This is a genomic window from Xanthobacter albus (assembly GCF_043194895.2).
Classification (GTDB): Bacteria; Pseudomonadota; Alphaproteobacteria; order Rhizobiales; family Xanthobacteraceae; genus Xanthobacter.
Map to the genome: position 1 here is coordinate 22,615 of NZ_CM195532.1, position 25,591 is coordinate 48,205.

20 protein-coding genes are annotated in these 25,591 nt (G+C 69.4%); 4 read left to right on the plus strand and 16 right to left on the minus strand.

Features of this window, described 5'->3' with window-relative positions:
- The first annotated feature begins 67 nt into the window (after positions 1-67).
- Positions 68-985 carry a helix-turn-helix domain-containing protein gene (locus V5F75_RS00120; RefSeq protein ID WP_394034167.1) on the plus strand — a complete coding sequence of 306 codons (918 nt, stop codon included), beginning with the start codon at positions 68-70 and terminating at the stop codon, positions 983-985.
- A 49-nt stretch (positions 986-1,034) separates the two neighbouring features.
- Here the strand turns inward: V5F75_RS00120 and V5F75_RS00125 are convergent, their stop codons facing one another.
- The 9 genes from V5F75_RS00125 to V5F75_RS00165 form a co-directional block, all read right to left on the minus strand.
- Positions 1,035-1,481 carry a c-type cytochrome gene (locus V5F75_RS00125; protein WP_394034168.1) on the minus strand — a complete coding sequence of 149 codons (447 nt, stop codon included), beginning with the start codon at positions 1,479-1,481 and terminating at the stop codon, positions 1,035-1,037.
- A 1-nt stretch (position 1,482) separates the two neighbouring features.
- Entirely contained in the window at positions 1,483-1,935 is a 453-nt protein-coding gene (locus V5F75_RS00130; RefSeq protein WP_394034169.1) for a c-type cytochrome, read from the minus strand.
- Positions 1,932-2,462, minus strand: coding sequence for a methylamine dehydrogenase light chain (locus V5F75_RS00135; RefSeq protein ID WP_393989041.1), 531 nt, complete (start codon positions 2,460-2,462; stop codon positions 1,932-1,934). The genes V5F75_RS00130 and V5F75_RS00135 overlap by 4 nt, the downstream gene beginning before the upstream one ends.
- A gap of 22 nt (positions 2,463-2,484) precedes the next feature.
- Positions 2,485-3,081 (minus strand): redoxin domain-containing protein, encoded by a 597-nt coding sequence (locus tag V5F75_RS00140; RefSeq protein WP_394034170.1) that lies wholly within the window; start codon positions 3,079-3,081, stop codon positions 2,485-2,487.
- 9 nt (positions 3,082-3,090) lie between these two features.
- Positions 3,091-3,672, minus strand: a complete 582-nt coding sequence (locus V5F75_RS00145) for a MauE/DoxX family redox-associated membrane protein (protein WP_394034171.1) — start codon at positions 3,670-3,672, stop codon at positions 3,091-3,093.
- The gene (locus V5F75_RS00150; protein WP_394034172.1) at positions 3,672-4,829 is read right to left on the minus strand and encodes an amine dehydrogenase large subunit; all 1,158 of its coding nucleotides are present in this window, start codon (positions 4,827-4,829) and stop codon (positions 3,672-3,674) included. Before V5F75_RS00150 ends, V5F75_RS00145 begins: the two co-directional genes overlap by 1 nt.
- Before the next feature lie 381 nt (positions 4,830-5,210).
- Positions 5,211-6,236: a GGDEF domain-containing protein gene (locus tag V5F75_RS00155; RefSeq protein WP_394034173.1), complete on the minus strand. Its 1,026-nt coding sequence runs from the start codon at positions 6,234-6,236 to the stop codon at positions 5,211-5,213.
- A 120-nt stretch (positions 6,237-6,356) separates the two neighbouring features.
- A complete protein-coding gene (locus V5F75_RS00160; protein ID WP_509212124.1) occupies positions 6,357-7,934 on the minus strand; it encodes a cache domain-containing protein in 1,578 nt (525 codons plus the stop codon).
- A gap of 455 nt (positions 7,935-8,389) precedes the next feature.
- On the minus strand, positions 8,390-9,178 hold the full coding sequence (locus V5F75_RS00165; protein WP_394034175.1) for a response regulator: 789 nt from the start codon (positions 9,176-9,178) through the stop codon (positions 8,390-8,392).
- Between the two features lie 435 nt (positions 9,179-9,613).
- Between V5F75_RS00165 and V5F75_RS00170 the strand changes: the two genes are divergently transcribed.
- Together V5F75_RS00170 and V5F75_RS00175 are read left to right on the plus strand one after the other, a co-directional pair.
- Positions 9,614-9,994: a response regulator gene (locus V5F75_RS00170; protein WP_394034176.1), complete on the plus strand. Its 381-nt coding sequence runs from the start codon at positions 9,614-9,616 to the stop codon at positions 9,992-9,994.
- Positions 9,981-12,104, plus strand: a complete 2,124-nt coding sequence (locus V5F75_RS00175; protein WP_394034177.1) for an ATP-binding protein — start codon at positions 9,981-9,983, stop codon at positions 12,102-12,104. The genes V5F75_RS00170 and V5F75_RS00175 overlap by 14 nt, the downstream gene beginning before the upstream one ends.
- A gap of 287 nt (positions 12,105-12,391) precedes the next feature.
- Here V5F75_RS00175 and V5F75_RS00180 read toward each other — a convergent pair whose 3' ends face one another.
- The gene (locus V5F75_RS00180; protein WP_394034178.1) at positions 12,392-15,538 is read right to left on the minus strand and encodes an efflux RND transporter permease subunit; all 3,147 of its coding nucleotides are present in this window, start codon (positions 15,536-15,538) and stop codon (positions 12,392-12,394) included.
- Positions 15,539-15,565: 27 nt separating this feature from the next.
- Entirely contained in the window at positions 15,566-16,765 is a 1,200-nt protein-coding gene (locus tag V5F75_RS00185) for an efflux RND transporter periplasmic adaptor subunit (RefSeq protein WP_394034179.1), read from the minus strand.
- Positions 16,766-17,612: 847 nt separating this feature from the next.
- Here V5F75_RS00185 and V5F75_RS00190 point away from each other — a divergent pair.
- The gene (locus V5F75_RS00190; RefSeq protein WP_394034180.1) at positions 17,613-18,845 is read left to right on the plus strand and encodes an alpha/beta hydrolase; all 1,233 of its coding nucleotides are present in this window, start codon (positions 17,613-17,615) and stop codon (positions 18,843-18,845) included.
- Between the two features lie 18 nt (positions 18,846-18,863).
- Here the strand turns inward: V5F75_RS00190 and V5F75_RS00195 are convergent, their stop codons facing one another.
- The 5 genes from V5F75_RS00195 to cydB form a co-directional block, all read right to left on the minus strand.
- Positions 18,864-20,486: an ABC-F family ATP-binding cassette domain-containing protein gene (locus tag V5F75_RS00195; RefSeq protein WP_394034181.1), complete on the minus strand. Its 1,623-nt coding sequence runs from the start codon at positions 20,484-20,486 to the stop codon at positions 18,864-18,866.
- Positions 20,487-20,655: 169 nt separating this feature from the next.
- Entirely contained in the window at positions 20,656-22,344 is a 1,689-nt protein-coding gene (cydC, locus tag V5F75_RS00200; RefSeq protein ID WP_394034182.1) for a thiol reductant ABC exporter subunit CydC, read from the minus strand.
- On the minus strand, positions 22,341-24,155 hold the full coding sequence (gene cydD, locus V5F75_RS00205) for a thiol reductant ABC exporter subunit CydD (RefSeq protein WP_394034183.1): 1,815 nt from the start codon (positions 24,153-24,155) through the stop codon (positions 22,341-22,343). Before cydD ends, cydC begins: the two co-directional genes overlap by 4 nt.
- A 17-nt stretch (positions 24,156-24,172) precedes the next feature.
- Positions 24,173-24,430 (minus strand): hypothetical protein, encoded by a 258-nt coding sequence (locus V5F75_RS00210; protein WP_394034184.1) that lies wholly within the window; start codon positions 24,428-24,430, stop codon positions 24,173-24,175.
- Between the two features lie 11 nt (positions 24,431-24,441).
- The gene (cydB, locus tag V5F75_RS00215; RefSeq protein WP_509212125.1) at positions 24,442-25,590 is read right to left on the minus strand and encodes a cytochrome d ubiquinol oxidase subunit II; all 1,149 of its coding nucleotides are present in this window, start codon (positions 25,588-25,590) and stop codon (positions 24,442-24,444) included.
- Position 25,591: the final 1 nt, after the last annotated feature.

The window sequence follows — 25,591 nt, forward strand, 5'->3', positions numbered from 1 at the left end:
GGAGCGTGACGTTGCGCAAGCGCCGTCGTAAGTATTGGAGGCGGATCAACGTGCGCAAGGGAACCTGATGTTCAGCAGGAGGACGTTTCACGACGCCTCGGAACAGGAAGCCGCCCTGCCCGGCTGGCAGCAGCGCTACACCCACCTCTCCTCCGGCAGGTTCGAGGGCGAGGTGGCGCTTCTCCGGCTCGGCGGCGTCACGGTGATGCGGGAACAGATGAACGTTTCCACCGAGCAGCGCTACCTGCCCCCGGCCAACAACCTCGTCCTCTTCAGCCATGCCGCCACATCAGGCGGCTTCTACGTGCACGGGGCCCACTACCCCGGCCGCTCCATCGGCTTCGACTACAGCCAGGACGAGGGCCTCATCGTCACCAGCCCGCAGGCGGACATGATGATGCTGGTGGTGGACGCGGCGCCCTTCGCCGCCAACCTGCGGCGCTCCATCGGCGTGTTCGGCCCACAGTCCGGCCAGCGCGCGCGGGATCTGTTCACCTGGCTCGGAACGCTCTTGCACATGTATGCGCGCGCCGAGCCCGCCCAGCCCGCGCCGGCCGTGCCCGACGAGGCCCGCGCCCTGCTGCCGGACCTCATCCAGGACCGGCTGACCCTGCTTCTGGACGGCATGGGCGGGCAGCCGGCGGGCACGGCGCGCGAGGAGCCGCGCCTCTATGGCCGGTGCGTGGAATGGCTGCAGGCGCACCCCAACGCGCCCGTCACCGTGAGCGAGCTGGCGGCGGCGCTGGACGTACCCCACGAGCGGCTGCGGGCGGCCTGCCTTTACGCCACCGGCCACAAGCTGGACGCCATCTTGATGCTGCACCGGCTGAACGGGGCCCGCCGCGCGCTGCTGGCGGCGCGGGAGACGCGGCGCAAGGTCTCGGACGTGGCGCTGGACTGGGGCTTCTTCCACTGGGGCCGCTTCGCCGTGCGCTATCACGCTTTGTTCGGCGAGCCCCCCTCGCAGACCATCCGCGCCGCCTGACGCGCGAGGGCGCGGGCGGCGCGGCGGGTTCACCGGCGGGACGCTGCCGTCACGGCCAGGGATATTCGGCCATCTTCACGCCCGTCGCCGAAAGGCGGGCCGCGATCTCACGGCGCAGGCGCACCACGTCTTCCACCTCGACGGCGCGGCGGGCAGCCACCTCCTGCGCGGTGAAGGGGCGGACCTCCTTGGGCGTGCCCCACGTCTCCACCACATAGTTGAGGACGGCGGCGGTCTCGCCGTCGCTCAGGCTGGCGCCGGCGAGACCGGGCACATGCAGCATGTAGGTGCGGCCCTGGTCGTCCGCCGCCAGCGCGTCCACATAGCCGGGAAAGGCGGGGATGCCGCTTTTCGGCAGGCCCTCGCCATCCGCCAGGTGGCAGCCCGAGCAGCGCAGCAGGTAGTTGGCCCGCGCCGAGAGTTCCCCCGCGTGGCCCGCCTGCGGCAGCAGCACGAGCGCGGCGAGCAATCCTGGAAGAAGCCGGCGCCGTCCCATCTCACTGCCCCTCGCGCAGGGCCCGGAGCTGCTTGTGGGCGAGCGGCGCCTTCAGGGCCGCCTCCACCTGCGCCGGGGTCACCTTCTGCGTGGTCCTGTTCAGCTCCTGCAGCACGTAGGTGGCGGCGGCGGCGAGCTGCTCGGGCGTTCCGGCCTCGGCCTGCGGCGGCATCACGAGGCCGATGTAATCCTGCCCGTTCGCCGTGATCCTGCCGCTGAGGCCGCTGGCCAGCACGCCGCTGACATAGGCCGGCGCCTTGTCGCCCAGCCGTGCCCACAGCTCGGCGTCCACCAGCGGCGGGGCCAGCCCCTCGGTGCCCACGCCGCCCTCTCCGTGGCAGGCGGCGCAGACCGAGTTGAAGAAGCCCCGGCCGAGATCCTCGGCCCCCGCGGGGGCCGAGGCGAGCGGCGCCAGGAGACCCAGCGCCGCCGCGAGAAGGAGAGGTTTCCTCATTCCGCCAGCCCCACCAGCACCGCCACCGTGCAGTGGTAGCCCTTGTTGGCGTTGGCCATGCACCAGTTGATGTCGTTGTGCAGGCCCATGCGATAGCCGGGGCGCTCGCCCTCGGAGCGGAAGCAGAAGGTGGAGCCGGGCATCACCGCCTTGCCGCAGCAATCGTTGTAGGAGACGAGGTAGTCCTTGCCGTTCTTGGGATTGTGGCAGGTGCCCACCCACGACACCTTGGACGCCGAGGTGCCCGGCGGGCACGAGGTGGTGCTGCCGCCGGCGGTGTTGCACAGATTGCCGTCGAGGGCGCAGTAGCGCCAGTAGTCGCACGAGGTTTCGTCCTCCGCCTCGGCGGCGAAGGCGGCCCCGCCGGTACGGTCGAACGGCAGCACCGGCATCAGCGCGCCGCCCACCAGCGCCATCCCCGCCTTGGACAGGAAGGAGCGGCGGCCGAACTGGGTGGCCGCCTTGCGGCTGGTCTTCTCGGTGGTCTTGTCGATCAGCTTCAGCAGGCTGTCGATGAAATGGGTCATGACGGGCCTCCAATGGGGCGTTTCAGGAGTGGGCGGGGGCGTCGAGGAAGCTCTGGATGGAGCCGACCCCCAGCTCGGTCGCGTTGAACAGGCTCTCCAGCTGCTCGCGGCTGTTGATGAGCCCCTTGGCGCGCACGGTGCCCTCCGCGTCGATGAGCACGGCGAACGGCAGGCGCGAGACGCGGAAGCTCATGCCCAGATCGGGGGAGAGCACGTAGGGGAACTGCTGCAGCCCGGCCTTGGCGATGAAGGCGCGGTGGAGGGCCGCATCGCCGTCGCTGGCCAGCACCACGTCGAGCCAGCGGCCCTCGCTGCGGCGCATGTCCTGCAGCGCGGGCAGGATCTTCTTGCAGATGGGGCAGGTGGTGGAGAGGAAGAACACCAGCGTGCTGCGCTCCGCGCCGCGGGCGCCGATGGTCACCTCCCCGCCGTTGAGGCTGGGCAGGCCGAAGGCGGGCGCGGCCTCGCCGATCTTCGGGCCGCTGTCGTTCACCATCGCCCCCACGGGGGTGACGCGCTCGAACAGGATGCCGACCTGCCGGGCCAGCGCGAAGATGACGCCGATGAGCACCAGGACCAGCAGCCACAGGGCGGCGACGGCAAAGATGAGGGCATTCATGTCTTCAGCTCAATTCTTGGAGGGCGGTTGGCCGGCGCCGCGCGGCGTTCCGGCAAGGCGCATCTGTCCGGCATTGGCGAGGAGCTGCTCGATGCCCGCATAGAGCAGCCACAGGGTGAGCCCGGCGAGGATGGAGACGCTCGCCTCCGGCAGGCCGAGGCCGGCGCCGGGCCCGTTCACCCCCGCCGCCAGGGCGATGAGGGCGAGCACCGCGTTGCGCGCGAGCAGCGGCAGGGAGAGCGCCTGGGCGGGACCGCCGCAGCCGCATTCCACCTTGGCCCGGCCGCGGGCGATGTTGATGGCCATGGCCGCCCCGTAGAGCGCCAGCAGACCCGCCGCGAGGACGGCCCCCGCCGGACGGGCGGCGGGCCACACGAGGAGGGCGATGGCCGCCCCCTCCAGCGCCGCCAGCAGCCAGGCCGCCGGCTCCACCGCCCGCTCCGGCAGCAGGCGGTAGTCCGCCAGGAAGCCGGTGAACGCGGCATGGTCGCTCAGCTTGTGCCACAGGGCGCGGGCCAGCAGCAGGGCGGTGAAGGTGGTGGCGGTGGCCGCCACCATGCCCTGGGATGCCGTGGTGAAGGCGCTCTCCATCACGGTGCCACGTAGAGCTGCACGGCCATCTCGCCGATGTCCTTCACCTTGCCGGTGAGCTTGGCGGCGAACTTGGCCTCGGGGTCCACCGCGTAGCGGGTGAGCACCTTCTCCTCGTCATCGGTGCCGAACAGCACCGGCTCCTTGCCCTGGGTGACGGCGATAGACTTCACGCCCTCCACCGGCGAGCGGTAGAGCACCTTCTTCTGGGCCACCTGCACCGGCCAGATCTCGTGGGCCGCGTTCTTGTGGCTGCCCTCCTTGGCCTCCGGATGCATGGCGACGAACAGCACGTCGTTGGCGGCGTTGTAGGCCATCACCTCGAACCCGCCGGGCGCCCACGCCTCGTCGGCGCCGTTCTGGCCCTCGGTGATGGAGAACTTCCCCTCGAGCTGGGCCGGGCCAGACTTGTCGGAGACGATGAAGACGTTGCCGTTGAAGGAGAGGAACAGCAGGGCGTCGCCGCGCCGCTGGCTGATGGTGAACAGCGGCTCGCTGACGGCATCGAAGATCTTCTGGCTCTTCTCGGGCTTGGAGAAGGTGCCGTCGGCCTGCACCGTGTAGGTCTGGAAGGTGCCGTCGCCGCACAGGGTGGTGAAGCGCAGGCCGCTCGTCGCCGGGTGGATGGACCAGCAGCCGGGGATGGGCACCTCGGCGATCTGCTTGCCCGCCTTCAGGTCCACCACCGAGACCGAGGTGGCGGGGGTCGCGTTCTGGACGAAGATGTACTGGCCGTCGGCGGACGGGGCGAGCGCGTTGTTCTGCGGCGCCACCTGCGCCATCTTCTCGGAAACGACGATCTCCCGCTTATCCTTCAGCGTCTCGACATCGAATTCCTGGAGCACCGCCTCGGTGGGGCCGGACGTGATGCGCTTGGCGTAGGCGGAGGCGGTGTAGAGGGTCTTCCGGTCGGGCGAGAGCGCGAACTGGGCGATGAGCCCCGCGCTGATGGTGCCGCGCCGGTCGAGCTTGTCGACGCCGATCACCGAGACCTTGCTGGCGCCGTCCCAGCGCTGGTCCACCACGAACACGTTGGGGCCCGGCGGAATGCGCTCCTCCACGGTCAGCTTCTCGGGAACGAAGCCTTCTTCCGCCGCGGCGGCGCCCAGGGAAAGCACAAGGGCCACCGCAGTGAGCCCCGGGGTGACAAAACGCATCTGATCGTCTCCGCACTCGTGTCTTCCGGGACGCTAGGCAGGGGCGAAGGTTGAATCTATCCAGCCCCCGCCTAGGCATTTGCCCAGAAAGTGCGCAGATTGAAAATGCATATATTTTAATCAATTATAGCGACGGCGCGGGGCGTCACCGTTTCTTGTCCTTTGTTTTTGAAAGATTTTTTCTTACCTGCCGGACACGCTGCAACCCCGGCGCGCGCCGGCGCGCCGCTGCGCGGAGCCAAGCCGTTCGCGCGCCGAGATGCGCGCCACGCGCAGATCAGCCATGCATGAAATGTCTGGTATATTGCCGGCGCCACGCCCGGCCGTTCACGGCCGTGGGGCGCGAAACACCGTTCCGGCGCGCATCCGCGGCGCGCCGGCTCAGGCGCGCTCCAGAAGCTTCAGGCCCCGGTGCCGGAAGGTGTCGCGACCCGCGCGCTTGGCCTCGTAGAGGGCGGCATCGGCCAGCCGGAACAGGTCCGGGGCGGCGGCCTCCGCCCCGCACAGGGTGGCCCCGCCGATGCTCACCGTCACGCTGGTGCCGGCCGGATGGGGAATCGCCGCGGCGCGCAGCTCCGCCAGGAGGGTTTCGGCCACCGCCCGCGCCCCCTGCTCGCCGGCGTCGGGCAGAATCACGGCGAACTCGTCGCCACCGACCCGCGCGCAGAGATCCAGGGGCGAGCGCACCGCCGCCGCGAGCAGTGAGCCGATCCGCGCCAGCACCTCGTCGCCCATCTGGTGGCAGCCCAGGTCATTGAGGCCCTTGAAATAATCGATGTCGAGCACCAGCAGGGACACCGGCTGCCCGGTCCTGTGGGTGCGGCGCACCGCGCTGGCGATGGCATCGTCGAAGCCGCGCCGGTTCGCGAGCCCCGTGAGGCTGTCGGTCTGCGACTGGCGGGCCAGCTCCGCGTTGCGCCGCCACTGGACGATCTCGTCGGCCGCGATGGCCGCGAGATCGACCAGCGGGCCGATATCGAAGCGATCGGGGTCGGCGGGCTCCCGCTTCATCACGCACAGCGTGCCGAGCACGAGGTCCGGCTCGGAGACGATGGGGGCTCCGGCGTAGAAGCGCAGCGTCAGCTGCTGCACCAGCGGATGGCCCGCCATCCTCGGATCGGTCTTCAGGTCCCCCACCACCATCGGATGCCCGCTCTCGATGATCATGTCGCAGACGCTGTCGCGGCGGGACACGTTGCGGCCCAGGGCGCTCGAGGTCAGGGAGATGAGCGACTGGCACTCGTCGTCCACGAGGCCGATGAAGGCCGCCTCGGCATCGTAGATGTGGGCGGCGAGGCGCGTGATGCGGTCGAAGCGCTCGTCGGGCGCGGCGTCCATGATGCCGCACGCCACGAGAACGCCCAGGCGTTCGGCCTCGTTCAGCGGCGGGACGGCTCGTCTCCACATACGCGATCCTGCCCTCGCAGAAAAATGCGGCCCCATGATTCCAAATCACGGGCGCCGCAGCAAGCGAATGCGAGGTATGCGGCTGAGGCCCGGCGGCATGCCGCACCCCGGCCCGCCGCGTCAGGCCGCGGCGGCGAAGTCCGCGACGAAGCCGTCCACCGCGCTGCGCAGCTCCTTGGCCTGGCTCGACAGGCCGTCGGACAGCGTCATGAGCTGGGTGGAGGCGGCGCCCGTCATGCCCGCCGCCTGCCCCACGCCGGAGATGTTCTGCATCACCTGATGGGTGCCGGAGGCCGCGTGCTGGCAGTTCTGGGCGATCTCGGCGGTGGCCGCGCTCTGCTCCTCCACCGCGCCCGAGATGGCCGAGGAAATCTCCTTGAGGGTGGAGATCACCCGCGCGATCCCGCTCATGGAGGTCACCGAGCTTTCGGTGGCCTGCTGGATCTCCGACACCTTGGCGCCGATTTCCTCGGTGGCCTTGGCGGTCTGCTGGGCAAGCTGCTTGACCTCCTCCGCCACCACGGCGAAGCCCTTGCCCGCCTCGCCGGCCCGCGCCGCCTCGATGGTGGCGTTGAGGGCGAGCAGGTTGGTCTGGTCGGCGATGGACTTGATGAGGCTGATGACGTCGCCGATGGCGGAGGCCGCCGTCGCGAGGTCGGAGATGCGGGCGTTGGAGGTCTGGGCCTCGGCGAAGGCGGTGTCCGCGATCTGCACCGAATGGGCCACCTGGCTGCTGATCTCGCGGATGGAGGCCGCCATCTCCTCCGCCGAGGCGGCGACCGTCTGGACGTTGACCGCCGCATCCTCGGCCGCGCCCGAGACCGCCCGCGCCTGCTGGGAGGTCTGCTCGGCGGTGGCGGAGAGATTGCGGGCGGCGTCCGCCACATTCCCCGATGAGCCCGCGAAACCGCCCGCGAGCTGCTGCATGCGCTCGACGAAGGAGCCGGCCAGCTTCTCGCGGCGGGCGAGCACCTCGCGTTCGGCCGCCTCGCGGGCCGCGTTCTCCTGCTTCAGCCGCTCGCCCTCGCGCATCCTGTCGCGCATGTAGATCACGTTCCGGCCGATGGCGCCGAACTCGTCGGAGCGGGCGGCGGTGGCCACCTCCACGTCGAGATTGCCGTCGCCGATGGCCCGCAGCTCCGCCGACAGGTGGTCCATGGGGCGCATGATGGAGCGGTAAAGGAAAAAGGAGACCACAGCCAGCACCGCGAGGACGACCGCGATGATCGTGCCGAGCTCCATCACCTGCTCGTAGAAGGTTTCCTGGATGTCATCGACATAGACACCTGCTGAAATCACCCAATCCCACGGCTCGAACATGAGGCTGTAGGATATCTTCTCGAATGACGTCTTGTTATCGCCAGCCTTGGGCGCGTAATAGATGGTGAAGCCGCCACCGCTCCTGGCGGTTTCCACCTGCTGCTTCACGAACAGGTTGCCCTGGACGTCCCGATCCTGGCTGCGGTCGCGCCCTTCCAGCTCGGGCCGCGCGCCGTGGAACACGGTGACGCCGTCGCCATTGTAGACGAACAGATAGTTGTCCCCGTCGAACCGGGTGCGGTGGATCAGGTCACCGATGAGCCGCTTCGCGTCCGCCTCGGTGATGAGGCCCTTCTGCGCCGCTTCGTGAAAACCATTGATCTGGGAATACATCGCCTCGACGATGTGGCTCACGCCTTCCTTGCGTTCATTCAGCATGCTTCCCTTGAGATACATAAGGAAAACAGCACTGACGGTCACCAGACCGATGATGAACGTTCCGAACAGGAGCAGAAGCCTGGACTTGATCGACAGCGAGAGCATGGCACGCACCCAACTTATTGGTGTTTTCCGCAGCGGAGCAAGTTGCAGACAGCAGTGATTTCTCACTTTGGAAAAGCTCCACACAGATACACTTATGGAGCCGGAAGGGAAGCATCTCCCTCGTATTATCAAGACCAATCCGCGAAAGAACTTCGACGGGGAAAACAGCGGGATGGAAAGCACTCCCGGATACCTCCCCGCCATCAGGCAGGGCGTGCCGCCGAAAGAAACCGGACGCGCCGCGACGACCCTTCATTGCAGCGCTCCCCCGCCACAGCCGAGGGACGCACGCCCCTGCGGCGCCCACCCGGCCGGCCGGTGCGCGAATCACGCCCCCGGCACGGGCGGCCTCAGTCCAGCTTGAAGCCGAATCGGCCGGCCTGACGCTGGACGAACGCCTCCATGCGCGCCCGGCCGTGGGGGGTGAGGCGCACCAGCGTGCGCCTTTTGTCGTTGATGTCCGGCTGCCGTTCCACAAAGCCGGCCTCCAGCAGCTCCTCGATGCGGCGCAGGGCGGTGGTGGTGGGGGCGCCTGAGGCGAAACAGAGGCTGGTGACCGAGATCGGCCGCCCGTAGGCCTCCGATATCAGCAGGTCCAGCATCATCTCCCAGGCCGGATCGCCGAACGGGTTGGGTTCGAAGATGGCGGCGCGGTCGGCCTGCGCCGCCACGAGGATGCGCAGGAAATCCGGCCAGTGGACGGTGCCGGGGCTCGCGGGCTGTGCCTGGGTCGGCGGGCTCCCCAGGAGGGCGAGGGCGCGATCGATGGCGGCCGCCACCTCGTCCGCCGTCACCGGTTTCTGCAGGAAATCGACCACCCGGAGGCGCAGGGCGTTCACCGCGCGCTCCAGCGAGGCATGCCCCGTGACCACGATGGCCGCCAGCGGCGACATGCGACGCCGCGCGGAGAGCTTCTGCAGCAGCTCCAGGCCGTCGATGCCCGGCAGCTGCAGGTCGGTCACGATCACCTGCAGGCCGGCGTGGGATTGCGCCAGATCCAGCGCCTCGGCCGCGGTGGCGGCGCCGAGGACGGGAACGCCCAGCAGGCCGAGGCCCTCGGTGAGCTCGCTCAGGCTGTCGGGGTCGTCATCCACCAGCAGCACGCGCGGCAGCGCCTGTGTCTGTGCCTGATCCGTCATGCGGCCTCCCCCTCGCGCGCGCCACCGGCCGGCATGCCGCGCGGGCAAGAAAGGCTTCCCGCGCCGCAACACATGCGCTGGCCGGACCCGTGTCCGCTATCTCGAAGAACAGCAGGTCCCCAAGAACAGATCTCCCGCCCGCGCCCGCAGCCGGGCGCGCCTCAACTCCTCGATTCCGGGCATTCTGGTGCTTAGCGCGCAGCTTGCAAGCCGCAAGATCAAATCCCGGCCTATCCTGGCATCGCCTCGAAAACGGCCCGCGGATACCGCGAACATCCGAGGCGGCTGCTTGATACCTCCGAATTTGCGTCCCTCCTCACCGATATCCTTTCTTGCCTCCGCCTTGGATCGAGTTACCCTTGACCAGTGGGCAGCGTAAGCGGTGCACTCGGGGCGTGTTCCGCCGCGGGGGACATCGAAAAAACTGCCAGGCCGATGAGCCACCTTCTGATCGTCGACGACGAGCCGGATTTTCTTGACGAGCTGGCGGAGGCGCTGGCCTTCCGAGGCGTGTCCTCCACCTGCCTCGGGCGCGCGGGGGAGGCCGTGGAGGCGGTGCGCTCAGATCCGCAGATCCGCACCGTCGTCACCGACATCCGCATGCCGGACATGGACGGCGTGGTGCTGATCGAGGCGCTGAAATCCGCGTTTCCAGAGCGTCGGCTGGCGTTCGTCGTGATGACCGGCCACGCCGCCGAAAGCGACATCCGCCGCGCGCGGGCGGCTGGCGCGGCCGCCTGCTTCCCGAAACCCGTCGCGTTCGCAGCCTTCTGCGAAGCGCTGGAGACCTTGGACCGCGGCCATGAGCAAGCCTGAAGACACTCCGTCCCTGCGCCGTTTCGTGAACCCCGTCACCCTGCTGCTCGCGGCGCTGCTGATCCTGGTGGGCTGCCTGCCGTTCGCGGCGGCGGTGACCCTCTATGCCCTCCACAGCAAGGCGGAGATGCACCGGGCCAGGGACAGTGCGGCCAAGACCGCGACCCTGCTGCTGCACGGCTTCGAGCGCTCCATCGAGCCGATCGACGCCCTGATGCAGAACTTCGCGGCCACCTTCGAGGCCAGCTGGACCCCCGAACAGGCCTACGACGCCTTGAGCGCGGTGAAGCTGCCTTCCTCCATCATCCAGCTCTCGGTGACGGACAGGAACGGCAGGCTGATCGCCAGCAGCCTCTCCGCGCCCACGGGCACGCCGGTGAACCTCTCGGACCGCGAGCACATCCGGGTCCACATGGAGAAGAACTCGCCCCACGGCGACCTCTTCATCAGCAAGCCGGTGCTCGGCCGCGTCTCCAACACCTGGACCGTCCAGCTCACCCGCCCGCTCGACGACGGGCAGGGGAATTTCGGCGGCGTGGTGGTGGCCTCCTATGCGATTGCCGACTTCATAGAGTACTTCAAGCAGCTGCGGCTGGAGGACAACATGCTCATCGCCCTGGTGGGCGACGACGGCATCGTCCGCGCCCGCGCCGCCAAGCAGACCTCCTTCGGCGACGATATCTCCAACACCCCGGCATTCCAGCGCACCATGCAGTCGCGCGAGGCCAGCTACGACTTCAAGAGCACCCTCGACGGCATCGAGCGGATCGGCGAGATGATCCACTCGAAGCGCTACCCCGTCTCGGTCACGGTCGCGTACTCGAAGGACTTCGTGCAGCAGCAGAGCGACAGCTTCCGCACCGCCATCTGGGGCACGGCGTTGGGGCTCGCGATCGCGCTGCTCATCCTGGTGCTGCTCGCGAACCGCTATGTCGGCATGCAGAAGCGCCTCAACGCCCAGGAGCTGGAGGCCCAGGCCCGCCAGCGCGAGGCGGACGTGCTCGGCGCCATCAGCCGGGTGCCCGGCATCAGCGTGCTCCACGTCGGCGACACCGGGCCGAGCGAGGTGAGCACGGTTCCCGCGAGCCCCATGGGCTCGGCCGTGTGCGATTATGCGAGGAGCGGACGCTTCCGCGCCCTTGCCGCCGGCCTCAAGGCTCCGGTGGTGCGCAACGAGCACCTCTCGGACGGGATGGAGGAATGGGAGGTGGAGATGGTGGTCGCCCCCGTCAAATCCCTGGACACGGAGCGCCCGTCGCCCGGCCGCAAGGAGGTGGTGGTGTTCGCCCTCGACCAGACCTCCCGCCGGATGGAGGAGAACAAGCTCTACCAGATGTCCAAGCTCGCCTCGCTGGGAGAGGTCGCCACCGGCCTCGCTCACGAGATCAACCAGCCGCTCGGCGTCATCCGCCTCGCCGCCACCAATGCGCTCACCGCCATGAAGCAGGGCGCGGCGAGCGACTACCTCACCGCCAAGCTCGACCGCATCATCCAGCAGACCGAGCGGATGGGCCGCATCATCGACCATATGCGCATCTTCGGCCGCAACAGCGACGACATGCTCCAGCCCTGCGGCGCTATGGATGCCGTGCACGGCGCCCTTCAGGTGCTGGGGGAGAGGATCCGGCTCGACGGCATCCGCCTTGAGACCCGCTTCGCGCTCGATGTTCCTCCGGTGCTGTGCCGCCAGGACCAGCTTGAGCAGGTGCTCATCAACCTGCTGCAGAACGCGCGCGATGCCATCATCGAGGCAGCGGCGCGGGACAAGAGCCGGCAGGGCCGCATCGGGATCGACGTCGCGCGGGAGAAGGGGCCGGAGGGCGCGCGCGGGGTCCGCATCGCGGTGTCCGACAATGCCGGCGGCATCCCGCAGGACATCATGGAGCGGATCTTCCAGCCCTTCTTCACCACCAAGCCGCCGGGCAAGGGCACCGGGCTCGGGCTTTCGGTGAGCTTCGGCATCATCCGCAACCACGGCGGCACCCTCTCCGTCCGCAACGGCGCGGAGGGCGCGGTGTTCATCATCTGCCTGCCCGCCAAAGGCGCCGGCGCCCCCCATGAGGCCCCCCTGGGCGCCGCGGATGCCGCCGCGACCGCCACCGAAGGCTGACGGCGGCGGCGAAGAGCACCGCACAGGCCCGCATGGGTGTCCATGGTGTCGCCTTCCCCTGCCGCGCGGGCGCGCACCGCCCGTCGGCCCCGAAACGCGGCTGCGCCATGCCCATTCCAGCGCGGCGGCGTGCCGCCGGGGGAACGAGGTACACCCTCGCCATCAGGGCGGCGACGGTGGGCATCGACCCAAACGCCGCCGCGGGGGAAAACGAGGGCCGCGCCACGCGATGGCGGATCACCGCGGGCCTTCACGCCGGGAACGAGCCCCAGGCGTGCGGGCATGGCTCACGTCCGGCTGGCGCGGGGCGTGTCCGTGGCTGCGGGCTGCGGCCGCAGCCGCTCCAGAACGGTGAAGAAGGCCGGCACGAACAGCACCGCGAGTCCCGTGGACGCCAGCATGCCGCTCACCACCGCCACGCCGAGCGACACGCGCGCTCCGGCCCCGGCGCCGGAGGCGAACACCAGGGGCAGCATGCCGAAGATGAAGGCGAGCGACGTCATGAGGATGGGCCGGAACCGGAGCCGCGCCGCCTCCACCGCCGCCGCCGCGGGTGCCAGGCCCTCGGCGCGCCGCTCGCGGGCATACTCGACGATGAGGATGGCATTCTTCGACGCCAGTGCGATGAGCAGGACGATGCCGATCTGCGTATAGAGATCGTTCGACATGCCGGAAGCCTCCAGCGCCACCACCGTGCCGAGCAGGGTCAGCGGCACCGAGAGGATCACGGCCAGCGGCTGCACCCAGCTCTCATACTGCCCGGCGAGGACGAAATAGACGAGCAGCAGCGCGATGGCGAACACATAGTAGACCTGATCGCCCACCACCTCCTCCTGGTAGGACATGCCGGTCCAGGCGGTGCCCATGGATGACGGCAGCGTGCTGGCGGCGATCTCCTTCATCAGCGTCATCGCCTCGCCGGAGCTGAAGCCCGCCGCGGGGCTGCCCACCACCGACGCCGCCGGATAGAGATTGTAGAGGGTGATGAGCGCGGGCCCCACTTCATCGGCGATGCGCGCCACCGTGCCCAGGGGCACCATGCGCCCATCGGCGCCCTTCACCTTCAGCTTCAGCACGTCGGCGGGCTGAAGCCGGAAGGGCGCGTCTGCCTGCACATAGACCTGGAACACGGAATTGTACTTGGTGAACTGGTTCACGTAGGCCGAGCCGAAATAGGCCTCCACCACCTCGAACACCTGTCCCACCGTGAGCCCCAGCGCCTCGGCCTTCACGCGGTCCACCACCAGGCGCAGTTGCTTGCCGTCGGCCTTGAAGGTGGAGGACACATGGGCGAGGCCGCTCTGGGAGGCGGCATTGGCCACCATCTGCGCGGCGGCATTCTGGAGGGCTAGGAAATCGCTGCTGCCATCCCTCATCTCCACCATCATGGAGAAGCCGGAAGCGTTGCCGACCCCCTGGATCGCCGGCGGCAGCAGCAGCACCGCGATCGCGGAATCGAGCCCCTCCAGCGCGGCGCGCGCCTTCGCGCCGATGGCGTCGATACCGAGATCGGGCGTCTTGCGCGCATCCCAGTCCTTCAGCACCACATAGAGCATGCCGGCATTGTAGAGGGTGGCGTTGTTGTCGAGCGGCGAGATGCCGGACACGCCGATGACGTCCTGGACCCCGTCGATGCCGCGCATCAGCTTCACCGCTTCAGCCACGGTCGCCTCCGTGCGGGCGCTGGAGGCGGAATCGGGAAGCGTGAGATCGACGATGAAATAGCCCTGGTCCTCAGCGGGCAGGAAGCCCGTGGGCACGCGGGAGAGGCCGTAGACGGCGACGCCGACGAGCGCGAGCCCCACCAGCGAGGTCAGCACCGCCGCCCCCACCAGGCGCCGCACCACGGCCACATAGAGGGCCTCGCAACGCGCATAGGCCGCGTTGAACGCCCGATAGAAGAGATTGCGCCGCTCCGGCGGCACCGGCGCGCGCAGCCAGAGGGCGCACTGGGTCGGCTTCAGCGTCACCGCGTTCACCGCCGAGATGAGCGCGGTGGCGGCGATGACGAGGGCGAACTGCTGGTACATCTTGCCGGTGAGGCCCGAAAGGGTCGCCGCCGGCAGGAACACGGCCATCAGCACCAGCGTGATGCCGATGACAGGGCCCGTCAGCTCGCTCATGGCCTTCACCGCGGCGTCGCGGCTGCTCAGCCCGTTCTCCATGTGCCGCGCGACGCCTTCCACGATGACGATGGCGTCATCCACCACGATGCCGATGGCCAGCACCAGGGCGAACAGGCTGGTGGTGTTCACCGTGTAGCCGAGCATCGCCATGGCGGCGAAGGCACCGATGATGGTGACGGGAACCGTGGTCGCCGGCACCAGCGTCGCCCGCCAGTCCTGCAGGAAGAGAAGGATGACCGCCAGCACCAGCACGGCCGCGATGAGGAGGGTCTCATAGACCTCGTCGATGGAGGCGGTGACGAACTTGGTGCTGTCGAAGGAGACCTTGTATTCGAGCCCCTTCGGGAATGACTTCGCCAGCTCCGCCATCTTGGCGTTCACGCCCTCGGCCACCGTCAGCGCGTTGGCGCCGGTGAGCTGGGAGATGGCGATGGCCGCGGAGGGCATCCCGTTGAGGGTGGCGACATGGCCATAGGTGGCCGCGCCCAGCTCCACCCGGCCGATGTCGCCGATGCGCACGATCCGGCCGCCGTTTCCACGCGCCACCTTCACGACGATGTTCTCGAAGTCCTTTGCCTCGCTGAAGCGGCCCCTGACATTCAGCACATACTGGAAGTTGACCATGGAGGGGGTGGGCGGCGCACCCACGAGCCCGGCCGTCACCTCCGTGCTCTGCTGGGAGATGGCGGTGGTGACATCGGACGGCGTGAGCCCGTACGCCTGCAGCTTGTCCGGATCGAGCCAGATGCGCATGGCGTAATCGCCGGAGCCGAGCACGGTCACGTCCCCCACGCCCGGCAGGCGGGCGAGCTCGTTTTTCAGGCTGAGCGTGGCGTAATTGGCGAGGAACAGGTTGTCGAAGCGTCCATCCTGCGAATAAAGATTCACGAACTGTAGAATTGAGGTCGACTTCTTCTCGATGTTCAGGCCCTGGGTCGACACTGCGGTGGGCAGCTGCGCGCTCGCGAGCGCGACGCGGTTCTGCACCAGCACCTGGGCCATGTCGGGATCGGTGCCGATCTCGAAGGTGACGACGAGCGAATAGGTGCCGTCCGATGCACTGGTCGACTGCATGTAGATCATGCCCTCGACCCCGTTCACCTCCTGCTCGACGGGCAGGGCGATGGTGTCCATCACCGTGCGGGCGCTGGCGCCGGGATAGGTGGCGCTCACCGAGACGGTGGGCGGCACCACGTCCGGATATTGCGACACGGGCAGCCGCATGAGCGAGAGCGCGCCGAGGAGGACGATCAGCAAGGCCAGGGTGTTGGACAGCACCGGCCGGTCAATGAAGAAGCGCGAGAACATGGCAGCGCCTTCCGGGAGCCGGTTGCGTCAGGGGGTGGTCTTGGTGCCGGCTCCGCGCGTCAGCGCCGCCGGGGCCGGCTTCGGCCCCTCGGGAGCGGCCGCCATGGCGCCGGAGACAGGGTCCACGGCATTGCCCGCCACCGCCTTCTGGATGGCGCCGATGACCACCCTGTCACCGGCATCGAGCCCCTTTGTGATGACGCGGAGCTGGCCTTCCACCGGGCCGGTGGCGACCTGTCGCTGCTCCACCTTGTTGTCCTTGCCCACCACCATCACATAGCTGCCGGCCTGGTTCGCCATGACAGCGGTGTCGTTGACGAGCAATGCCGGGTCGATCTTTCCCACCGGGACGCGCACGCGCACGAACATGCCCGGCACCAGCGCCACGTCGGGATTGTCCAGCGCGGCGCGCAGCTCCAGGGTGCCAGTCGCGGCATCGAGCTGCGGGGCGATATAGTCGATCCTGCCGGTATACTGGAAGGCGGCATCGTCCTGCAGCGCCACCTCCACCGGCATCTCCTGCTTCTCTTCGCGCAGGCTCCTCAAGGTCTTGCCGGCCTTGGCCAGGTCGTCGCGCAAGGCGATCTGCTGCTGCTCGGAAATGTTGGCATAGACGTAGATGGGATCGACCTGGAGGATGGTCGCAAGCTTGGTGGGCCCGGACGTGCCGACCAGGGCGCCGACATCCGCCAGATGGCGCGTTACCACCCCGTCGAAGGGGGCGCGCACCGTGGTGTAGGCATAGGAGATTTCGGCCAGGCTGAGGGCGGCTTCCGCGGCCTTCACGTCGGCCCTGGCCGTGTCGAGCTTGGTCTTTGCGTCGTCCACCGTGCGCTGGCTCGAAACCTCGCGCTGGCCCAGGGCCGCCTGGCGGTCGTAATCGCGCTGCGCATTGGCCTGGGTGGCGCCTGCGCTTTCGAGCGCGGCCTTGAGCTGCTCCACCTTTGCCGCATACTGCTCCTTCTCGATCTGGAACAGCACGCGCCCCTTCCTCACCGCCTCCCCGTCGCGATAATCGATGGAGGTGAGGAAGCCCTCCACGCGCGCCTCGAGATCCACCGCATTGAGCGGCGCGGTGTTGCCGGTGAACTCCGCATAAAGGGTGACGGCCATCTGGCGGGGCGTCGCGACAGTCACCTTCGGCGCCGGGGGCGCGGCATAGGTGTTCTTGTCGTTGCAGCCCGAGAGCAGAATAATCGCACCAAAAGCCCCCGCGAGCAGAGGCATTCCGCCCCAACCCGCGCGCAAGGCAGCCAGCCCACGCCCCATGTCATCGAGCTCCATCCGGCCGACGGAAGGTCTCCGCCCAAGACCTGCCGACGATCCACTTCGCCTCTCCTATCCCATGCTGATAACGGATTGATGTAGCATCTGTCACGGCAAATGAATCGACCCCTGCGTCAGGGACCGGCGCCCGCATGCGCTCGGGCGCGGCGCAGACATGTTCAGAAACAACTGATACATTTGTTTGCAAAATGCCTGTTCTGCTTTTGCGAGGCCCCGATATATTCGGTCACCGTCGCGGACGCGACAGCCGGGAACGTCCTGCGCGCCTGCGCATCCTGCGCGCGGACAAGGACGCCGCGCCGGACAAGGCCCTGGAGCGCTTTCGAGCGAAGCGGACACCGGCTCGCGTAGAAAAGCGAAAACTCAATGACTTATAGCATCTCATTGCTTCCATGAAACAATGAGATGCTATAGCAAAGGCACCACCTATGCTGAGATCAGTCCTTCTGGCCGGCGCTTGCCTGATGGCGGAAGCCGCGCTGGCGCAGCCGCTTCCGCCGCCGGATGGCCACCCGCGCCCCCTGTGCGTGCCGATCGCCGCCGACGACCGCATCGCGGCCAGGCCCTGCCCCATCCCCCCGCCCCCGCGCGCCGGCATGCCGCCATTGGAGGAAGGCTCGCCCTGCACCTGTGGCTCCGTGCCCGGCCGGGTTCGCAACGGCCCCCCGCCCGCCTGAGGGGCTGCTCGCGCGCCGCAAGGCCGCCGCGCTGCCGCGCGGGTCATGATACCATCGCGCGCTGCCTCCGGCGTTCAGCCGGGGCGGCCGGGCATCTGCGGGAGGTTCGAATGTCCTGGTTCACACGGGCGCTCGCCATCATGGCGCTGGCCTGCGGCGTCACCGCCCTGCCGCTCGCGCCGCCGCTTCGGGCCGAGACGGCCGAGGCCCCCACGGCCGTCGCCTCGGGCGTGAGCTACCAGCTCATCGGCCGCTGGGACGCCGACAGGCTGAACGACATCCTGAGCACCCAGGCGCCTTTGAATTTCGGCGTGAAGGTGAGCTTCACGCCGGCCACGAACGCCGTGCGCCTCTATCGCGTCACCTACGGCTCGGTGATCCCGGAACGCGGCAACGCGCCCATCGTCGCCACCGGCCTGCTCGCAGTTCCCGAGATCTCCGGCGCTGCCGGCCTGCCGCTGCTCTCCTACCAGCACGGCACCGTCTATGGAAAAGAGCAGGTGCCGTCCTTTCCCGACCAGTCCATCGAAACCCGGCTGGTGCTCGCCCAGTTCGCGGGGCAGGGCTATGTGGTGATCGGAGCGGACTATTTCGGCATGGGAAGCTCCAAGGCGCCCGAGGGCTACCTCGTGAAGGAGAGCCAGCAGCAGGCCACATATGACATGCTCATCGCCAGCCGCGCGGTGCTCGCCCACATGCAGCTCTCCACCTCCCGCCTGGTGCTCGGCGGCTGGTCGGAAGGCGGGTTCGTGGCCCTGGCGATGCTGGAGCGGCTGGAGCGCTCCGGCGTGCCCGTGGCGGGCGTCGCGACCGCCAGCGCCCCGGCCGACATCTTCCTCGGCATGAGCGGCTTCCTCGACTTCCCGCGCAAGAACGACGCCGACTGGGTTTCCACCCTCTTCATCCTCAGCGCCTTTTCATATGAGAACTACTATGGCCTGCCGGGCCTCGCGCGCGCGCTGTTCAACGACGATGCCTACGACATCGCCCGCAGGATCTACGCGCGCGAGCCCTACGACACGGCGCAGATGCCGACCGACCTGCGCAAGCTGATCCGGCCCGAATATTTCGATCCGCAGGCCTTCGCTGCCTCGGCCTTCGGCCGCCTGCTGAAGGAGAAGGCCAATGCCTACCGCTGGGTCATCCAAAGCCCGGTGCGCAATTATTACGGCGAGGCCGACGAGATCATCACGCCCGGCCTCGGCCGGCTGGTGATGACCTACCAGCGGGCCATGGGCAGCGGCAACACGAAGGTGGACGCCATATCGACCGGAGAAACCGGCCATCGCGGCACCTTCGCCACCGCCCTGCCGCACTGGAAAAGCTGGTTCGACAGCCTCTGAGCCCGCCCGCGCGCCGCCTCAGTTGCGCAGGCCGGGCGCCTCGTGGCCGGTGCGGGCCACATATTCGGTGTAGCCGCCGGGGTAATTGTGGATGCCCTCGGGGGTCAGCTCCAGCAGCCGGTTCGACAGCGCCGCCAGGAAGTGGCGATCATGGGAGACGAACAGCATGGTGCCCTCGTAATCAGCGAGCGCCTTGATGAGCATCTCCTTGGTGGCCATGTCGAGATGGTTGGTGGGCTCGTCCAGCACCAGGAAGTTCGGCGGATCGTAGAGCATCTTCGCCATCACGAGGCGCGCCTTCTCGCCGCCGGAAAGCACGCGGCAGCGCTTGTCCTGGTCGTCGCCGGAGAAGCCGAAACAGCCGGCGAGCGCGCGCAGGGAGCCCTGGCCCGCCTGGGGAAAGGCATCCTCCAGGGTCTCGAACACGGTGCGCTCGCCGTCCAGCAGGTCCATGGCGTGCTGCGCGAAATAGCCCATCTTCACGCTGCCGCCGATGGCGACCGTGCCCGCATCCGGCTCGGATGTGCCGGCGACCAGCTTCAGCAGGGTGGACTTGCCGGCCCCGTTCACCCCCATCACGCACCAGCGGTCCCGGCGGCGGATGGAGAAGTCGAGCCCTTCATAGATCACGCGGCTGCCGTAGCTCTTGTGCACGCCCTTCAGGTTCGCCACGTCCTCGCCCGAGCGGGGCGGGCTCGGGAATTCGAAGGCGATGGTCTCGCGCCGGCGGGGCGGCTCCACGCGGTCGATCTTCTCCAGCTTCTTCACCCGGCTCTGCACCTGCGCGGCGTGGGAGGCGCGGGCCTTGAAGCGCTCGATGAACTGGATCTCCTTGGCCAGCATCGCCTGCTGGCGCTCATACTGCGCCTGCTGCTGCTTCTCGTTGAGCGCGCGCTGCTGGTCGTAGAATTCGTAGTCGCCCGAATAGGTGTTGAGGGCGCCGGCATCGATCTCCACGATCTTGTTGACGATGCGGTTCATGAAGGCACGGTCGTGGGAGGTCATCATGAGCGCGCCGTCGAAACCCTTCAGGAAGGCTTCGAGCCAGATGAGGCTCTCGATGTCCAGATGGTTCGAGGGCTCGTCCAGCAGCATCACGTCCGGCCGCATGAGCAGGATGCGGCCGAGCGCCACGCGCATCTTCCAGCCGCCGGAAAGCCGGCCCACGTCGCCGTCCATCATCTCCTGGCTGAAGCCGAGGCCCGAGAGCACCTCCGCCGCGCGGCCCTCCAGGGCGTAGCCGCCCAGCTCCTCGAAGCGGGCCTGCACCTCGCCGTAGCGCTCCACCAACTGTTCCATCTCGTCGGCGCGGTCGGGATCGCCCAGCGCCGCCTCGATCTCCTTCAGCTCGGCGGCAACGGCGCTCACGGGGCCAGCGCCGTCCATCACCTCCGCGAGGGCGCTGCGGCCGCTCATCTCACCCACGTCCTGGCTGAAGTAGCCGATGGTGACGCCGCGATCGAGCGAGACCTGCCCCTCGTCGGGCGGCTCCTGCCCGGTCATCATGCGGAACAGCGTGGTCTTGCCGGCGCCGTTGGGGCCGACGAGCCCCACCTTCTCGCCCTTCAGCAGGGCCGCGGAGGCTTCGATGAAGACGATCTGCCGGCCGTTCTGCTTGCCGATATTGTCGAGGCGAATCATGGATGGCGGTCTCGGGGGGCGTGTCTGCGCCCGGCCATAGGCCATCTGCCGCCCGCGCGCAAAGGGCGTCCCGCCCTCGGCCCCGGTCCTGGCCTGCGCCAGACCGGTTTCGCCCAAACGCCGCGCGGACCGGCCAAAGACGATGGGACGAGCCAAAAGGCATTCGGCATCACGCCACGCGCCGGCCCGCCTCCATGCGCACGGTCTCGTCCGCGAACATCTCCGCCGCAGCGGGGTCGTGGGTGATGAGGATCACCGTGCGCCCCCTGGTGGCCTCGGACAGCGCCGCCAGCAGCCGGCGGGAGGTGGTGGCGTCGAGGTTCTCCGTGGGCTCGTCGAGCACCAGCACCAGCGGCGCGCGCAGCAGCGTGCGGGCCAGCACCAGCCGGCGCGCCTGCCCGGCGGAAAGCCGCGCCCCGCCCTCGCCGATCCAGGTGTCGAGCCCGCCCGGCAGCTCCGCCACGAAGGAGATGAGCTGCGCGGTCTCCAGGGCGCGGAGCATCGCCGCCTCGTCCGCCTCCGGCGCGGCCATCAGCAGGTTCTCGCGGATCGTGGCGTTGAAAAGCTGGGCATCCTGGGCGGCGACGCCCACCAGCCGGCGCAGGTCCTCCGGCCGGTAGCGCCGCAGGTCATGCCCGCCCAGGCTGATCTCGCCCTCATAGTCCCAGAAGCGCAGCAGCAGCCGGGCGATGGAGCTCTTGCCCGCCCCGCTCGGGCCCAGCAGCGCCACGCGGCGGCCGGCGGGGATGGCGAGGTCGAGCCCGTCGAGCGCGAGTGGGGCATCCGGCGTGTAGCGCAGGCGCACCGCCGCGAATTCCAGGCTCCCGTCGCGCGGCTCCGGTGAGGGGTCGCTTCCCGCGACGATGACCGGCGTCCGGTCCGCGAGGGCGAACAGGCGGCGGGCGGCTGCCATCACCTCGCCCCAGCGCTGCATGGCCCCCGGCAGCGGGGCCACCGCCTCGAAGCTGGCCAGCGCCGCAAGGGCCAGGGCCGGCACCAGAGCGGGATCGAGGCTGGACGCGGCGACGCTCATGGCCGCGAGCAGCGCCGCCCCCCAAAGGGCGAGCCCCGCGCACAGGCCCACCCCCGCCTCCGCCAGCGTGCCGGAGACCGCGGCGCGCCGCTGCGCCTCCGCCAGCGCGGTACTCACGCCGGATACGGAATCGAGCTGCCGCTCCACCACCCCCGCCGCGCGCAGGTCGGTCGCGCCCTGGAGCGCGTCCACCACGGCGACCCGCAGCTCCGCCCGCAGCCGCACAGCATCGGCGCCGGGCGCGGCGGCGGCCCGGCGGGCGAGGAGCGGCCCGATGCCGCCGGCGCACAGCAGCAGCGCCCCCACCACCAGCGCAGTGGGCGGGTGCAGGGCCGCGAGCACGGCCACCACCACCAGCGCGCATGCCGCCGCCACCGCCACCGGAGCGCCGAGCCGCAGGTAGGCATGCTGCAGCGTGTCCACATCCGCCTGGAGGCCGCCCGCGAGATCGGCGCCGCGCCGGTCGGTGAGGCCGGCGGGGGCGAGCGGCACCAGCCGCCGGAACAGCCACAGGCGCACCCCCGCGAGCAGGCGGAAGGTGGCCTCATGGCTCAGCAGCCGCTCGCCGTAACGCCCGCCCGTGCGCAGGATGGCGAACAGGCGGATGCCTGCCGAGGGCATGAAATAGTTCATCATGCCGGTGGAAACGCCAGCGATGGCCATGGCGGCGATGAACCAGCCCGCCACCGTCATGAGGCCGATGCTGGCCAGCACGGTGACGCAGGCGACCACGCCCGCCGCCAGCATCCAGCCCGCATAGGGCCGGGACAGGCCCACGAGCCGGCGCAGCATCGCCGCGTCCGTATCCTTGGCGCGGGGCGTCATGATGCGAGCCCCGCATCGCGCAGGAGGGCGGCATAGCGGCGGCCGTCCGCCTCCAGCTCCGCCCGCCTGCCCTGCTCCACGATGCGCCCTCCATCCATGAAGATCACCCGGTCGGCGAGCCGCACGGTCGCCAGCCGGTGGGCGACGATTAGCGTGGTGCGGTTCGGGGCGAGGCGGCGGATGGCCTCGCTCACCAGCGCCTCGGTGTCGCGGTCGAGGCCCGCCGTGCCCTCGTCCAGCACAGCTACCGAAGCCTGCGTCTTGAGGAAGGCGCGCGCCAGCGCGAGGCGCTGCACCTGCCCGCCCGAGAGGGTGTGGCCATGCTCGCCGAGGGGGGTGTCATAGCCCTGCGGCAGGGTGCCGATGAAGCCGTCGGCGGCGGCGAGGCGCGCCGCGGCCTGCGCCTCCTCCCGCGAGACATCGGGCGCGCCGAGGCGGATGTTGTCGAGCACGGTGCCCGCGAACATGTGCGGGCGCTGGGGCACCAGGGCCACCTGCCGCATCCAGTAGGCCGGGTCCACCGCCGCGAGGTCCGCCCCTCCGGCAAGGATGCGCCCCTCCTGCGGGCGGATGAAGCCCAGGAGCAGGGCGAGCAGGGTGCTCTTGCCGGCGCCGCTCGGCCCCACCAGCGCGGTGATCTCCCCCGGCTCCAGCCGCAGCGACACCGCGCGCACGGCCGGGCGGCCCGGTTCCCAGGCGAAGCTCGCCTCCTCCACCTCCACCGCCGGCGGGCGGGGGAAAACGGGACGGGCGGTGCCCGGCGCGTCGGGGGTCTCGTTCAGCAGGTCGAGGATGCGCTCGGCGGCGGCGAGGGCCTCCATGCGCGCGTGGTAATCGACGCCAAGCTGGCGCAGGGGGGCGTAGAATTCGGGCGCCAGCAGCAGCACGAAAAAGCCAGCCTCGAAGCCCATGGCGCCGTCGAGCAAGCGGAAGCCGATCAGCACCGCCACCACGGCGATGGCCACGGTGGCGAAGAATTCGAGGGCGAGCGAGGAGAGGAACGCTACCCGCAGCACCGCCATGGTGCTTTCGCGGTAGTCCTCCGCCGCCTGGGCCAGCCGCTCGGCCTCCCGGGTCGTGGCGTTGAGGGACTTCAGGGTGGTGAGGCGCTGCAGGCCGTCCAACAGTTGCGCGGAAAGGCGGGTGAGGCGGCGCCACTGCCTGCGGTTCGCCTGCTCGGCCCCCAGGCCCAGCAGCACCATGAACAGCGGAATGACCGGCGCCGTCACCAGCAGCACGAGCCCGGAGATCCAGTCGCTCGGCAGCACCACCGCGAGAATCACCAGCGGCAGGACGGCGAGGATGCCGGAATGGGCCATGAAGCGCGCCACATAGGGCTCAAGCGCGTCCACGCCCTCGACGGCCAGCGTCGCCGTCTCGCCCGAAGCACGTCCGGCGAGGCGGGCGGGGCCCAGCGCCTGGAGATGGCGCAGCAGGTCTGCCCGCACCCGCGCCTTCAGTCGCGCGGCGGCGGCGAGGGCGCCCCGGTCGGCCGCCGCGGCGAGCCAGAATCGCAGCGCGAGGATGGGCAGCACCGGAAGCAGCCAGGGCAGCGCCGGCGCCAGCGGCGCCCCGCCCATCACCACCGGCGTGATGGCATGGGCGAGCAGCCAGGCCTGGGGCACCACCAGCGCCGCGCCGAGGGCGCCGAGCGCCGCCGCCCGGCGGATCGCGGGGCCGGCGGCGGCCTTGGCCTGCGCGCGCAGCCAACGCTCCACCGCCCGGCCCGGCCGGACGGGCGGCGTGCCGGCCTCGGCCGGGTGCGCTTCCGCAGGTGGCGCGCCCGGCTTTCCGTCGTCCGATGCGACCAAGATGGGCTCGATCGCGCTCAGGCGCGGGGCCCGCCGGCGGCCGGCTTCCCACTGCCCGCCACCACGCGGGCGACATCGTCGGCGCCCGCGGAGGCACCGGCCTCCGCGGCGTCCTCCTGCGCCTCGAACAGGACGCCCGAGGAGGCGGCGACGAGGATCATGAGGCCGGTCCCCAGGAACCAGCACATGTACCAGGGGCCGTAATCCCCGATGATGATGCCCAGCAGAACGGCGAGGCCGGCCACCACCAGGGCGATGATGTAATGCACGATCATGACCGGCCTCCTCAGAGCGCGTGTTCCGAAGCCTCGATCTGCTTCGGATCGATCTTGCCCCGCATGACCCAGAACGCCCAGCTGGTGTACCAGACGATGAGCGGCATGAAGAGCAGGGTGAAGCCCAGCATCCAGGACAGGGTCCTGAGGCTGGAGCCGGAGTTCCAGATGGAGAGGCTGTGCGAGGGATTGGTGATCGAGGGCATCAGGAACGGGAACATGGCCGCGCCGACCGTGCCCATGACGCCGATCCAGACCAGCACGCCAAGCCACCAGCCCACCAGCGGCCGCCGCGCCGCGAGGGCGAGCAGGCCGAGGATGAGGCCCACATAGGCCAGGGCCGGGAACGCCCACAGCGCCGGATGCTGGGCGTAATTGGCGAGCGCCGCGCCGGGCACATAGGCCACCTGCTGGTGCAGGGGCGTCTGCGCCACCTCCGGCGCGGGGCCGGCAACGAGCTGATAGCCGCTCATGCCGGAGAACCAGACACCGGCGATGGTGAAGATCACGAGCGCCGCGATGCCGGAGGCAAGCGCCGCCCGGCGGGCGCGCGCGGAAACCGGATCAGTCGCGCCGCTCGCGAGGCACGCCCCGCCCATGTAGACCGCGAGCGCCACCGACATGAGCCCGCACAGGATCGCGAACGGGTTGAACAGCGAGATGAAGCTGCCGGTGTAATAGGAGGTGAGCCGCCAGTCGAAGTGGAAGGGCACGCCCTGCAGCACGTTGCCCACCGCCGCGCCGAACACCAGCATGGGCACGAAGCCGCTGATGAAGAGCGTGGCGTCCCAGGCCCCGCGCCACCGCTCGGTGGGCATCTTGCTGCGGTACTCGAAGCCGAGCGGCCGCACGATCATGCTCCACAGAAGCACGAGCATGACGATGTAGAAGCCCGAGAAGGCGGTGGCATAGACCAGCGGCCATGCGGCGAAGATGGCGCCTCCGCCCAGGATGAACCACACCTGGTTGCCGTCCCAGTGGGGCCCGACGATGTTGAGCGCCACCCGCCGCTCGGCATCGGTGCGGCCGACATAGCGCAGGATGGTGCCCACGCCCATGTCCATGCCCACCATGACGCCGATGCCGGTGAGCAGCACGCCGAGCAGCACCCACCAGATCACCTTCAGAATGGCATACGCCTCGAAAGCAAAGCCTTCCATC

Excerpts from the sequence above, each read along its gene's own strand:
- V5F75_RS00120 (WP_394034167.1), top strand. The coding sequence starts at position 68 with ATGTTCAGCAGGAGGACGTTTCACGACGCCTCGGAACAGGAAGCCGCC.
- V5F75_RS00125 (WP_394034168.1), bottom strand. The coding sequence starts at position 1,481 with ATGGGACGGCGCCGGCTTCTTCCAGGATTGCTCGCCGCGCTCGTGCTG.
- V5F75_RS00130 (WP_394034169.1), bottom strand. The coding sequence starts at position 1,935 with ATGAGGAAACCTCTCCTTCTCGCGGCGGCGCTGGGTCTCCTGGCGCCG.
- V5F75_RS00135 (WP_393989041.1), bottom strand. The coding sequence starts at position 2,462 with ATGACCCATTTCATCGACAGCCTGCTGAAGCTGATCGACAAGACCACC.
- V5F75_RS00140 (WP_394034170.1), bottom strand. The coding sequence starts at position 3,081 with ATGAATGCCCTCATCTTTGCCGTCGCCGCCCTGTGGCTGCTGGTCCTG.
- V5F75_RS00145 (WP_394034171.1), bottom strand. The coding sequence starts at position 3,672 with ATGGAGAGCGCCTTCACCACGGCATCCCAGGGCATGGTGGCGGCCACC.
- V5F75_RS00150 (WP_394034172.1), bottom strand. The coding sequence starts at position 4,829 with ATGCGTTTTGTCACCCCGGGGCTCACTGCGGTGGCCCTTGTGCTTTCC.
- V5F75_RS00155 (WP_394034173.1), bottom strand. The coding sequence starts at position 6,236 with ATGTGGAGACGAGCCGTCCCGCCGCTGAACGAGGCCGAACGCCTGGGC.
- V5F75_RS00160 (WP_509212124.1), bottom strand. The coding sequence starts at position 7,934 with ATGCTGAATGAACGCAAGGAAGGCGTGAGCCACATCGTCGAGGCGATG.
- V5F75_RS00165 (WP_394034175.1), bottom strand. The coding sequence starts at position 9,178 with ATGACGGATCAGGCACAGACACAGGCGCTGCCGCGCGTGCTGCTGGTG.
- V5F75_RS00170 (WP_394034176.1), top strand. The coding sequence starts at position 9,614 with ATGAGCCACCTTCTGATCGTCGACGACGAGCCGGATTTTCTTGACGAG.
- V5F75_RS00175 (WP_394034177.1), top strand. The coding sequence starts at position 9,981 with ATGAGCAAGCCTGAAGACACTCCGTCCCTGCGCCGTTTCGTGAACCCC.
- V5F75_RS00180 (WP_394034178.1), bottom strand. The coding sequence starts at position 15,538 with ATGTTCTCGCGCTTCTTCATTGACCGGCCGGTGCTGTCCAACACCCTG.
- V5F75_RS00185 (WP_394034179.1), bottom strand. The coding sequence starts at position 16,765 with ATGCCTCTGCTCGCGGGGGCTTTTGGTGCGATTATTCTGCTCTCGGGC.
- V5F75_RS00190 (WP_394034180.1), top strand. The coding sequence starts at position 17,613 with ATGTCCTGGTTCACACGGGCGCTCGCCATCATGGCGCTGGCCTGCGGC.
- V5F75_RS00195 (WP_394034181.1), bottom strand. The coding sequence starts at position 20,486 with ATGATTCGCCTCGACAATATCGGCAAGCAGAACGGCCGGCAGATCGTC.
- cydC (WP_394034182.1), bottom strand. The coding sequence starts at position 22,344 with ATGACGCCCCGCGCCAAGGATACGGACGCGGCGATGCTGCGCCGGCTC.
- V5F75_RS00210 (WP_394034184.1), bottom strand. The coding sequence starts at position 24,430 with ATGATCGTGCATTACATCATCGCCCTGGTGGTGGCCGGCCTCGCCGTT.
- cydB (WP_509212125.1), bottom strand. The coding sequence starts at position 25,590 with ATGGAAGGCTTTGCTTTCGAGGCGTATGCCATTCTGAAGGTGATCTGG.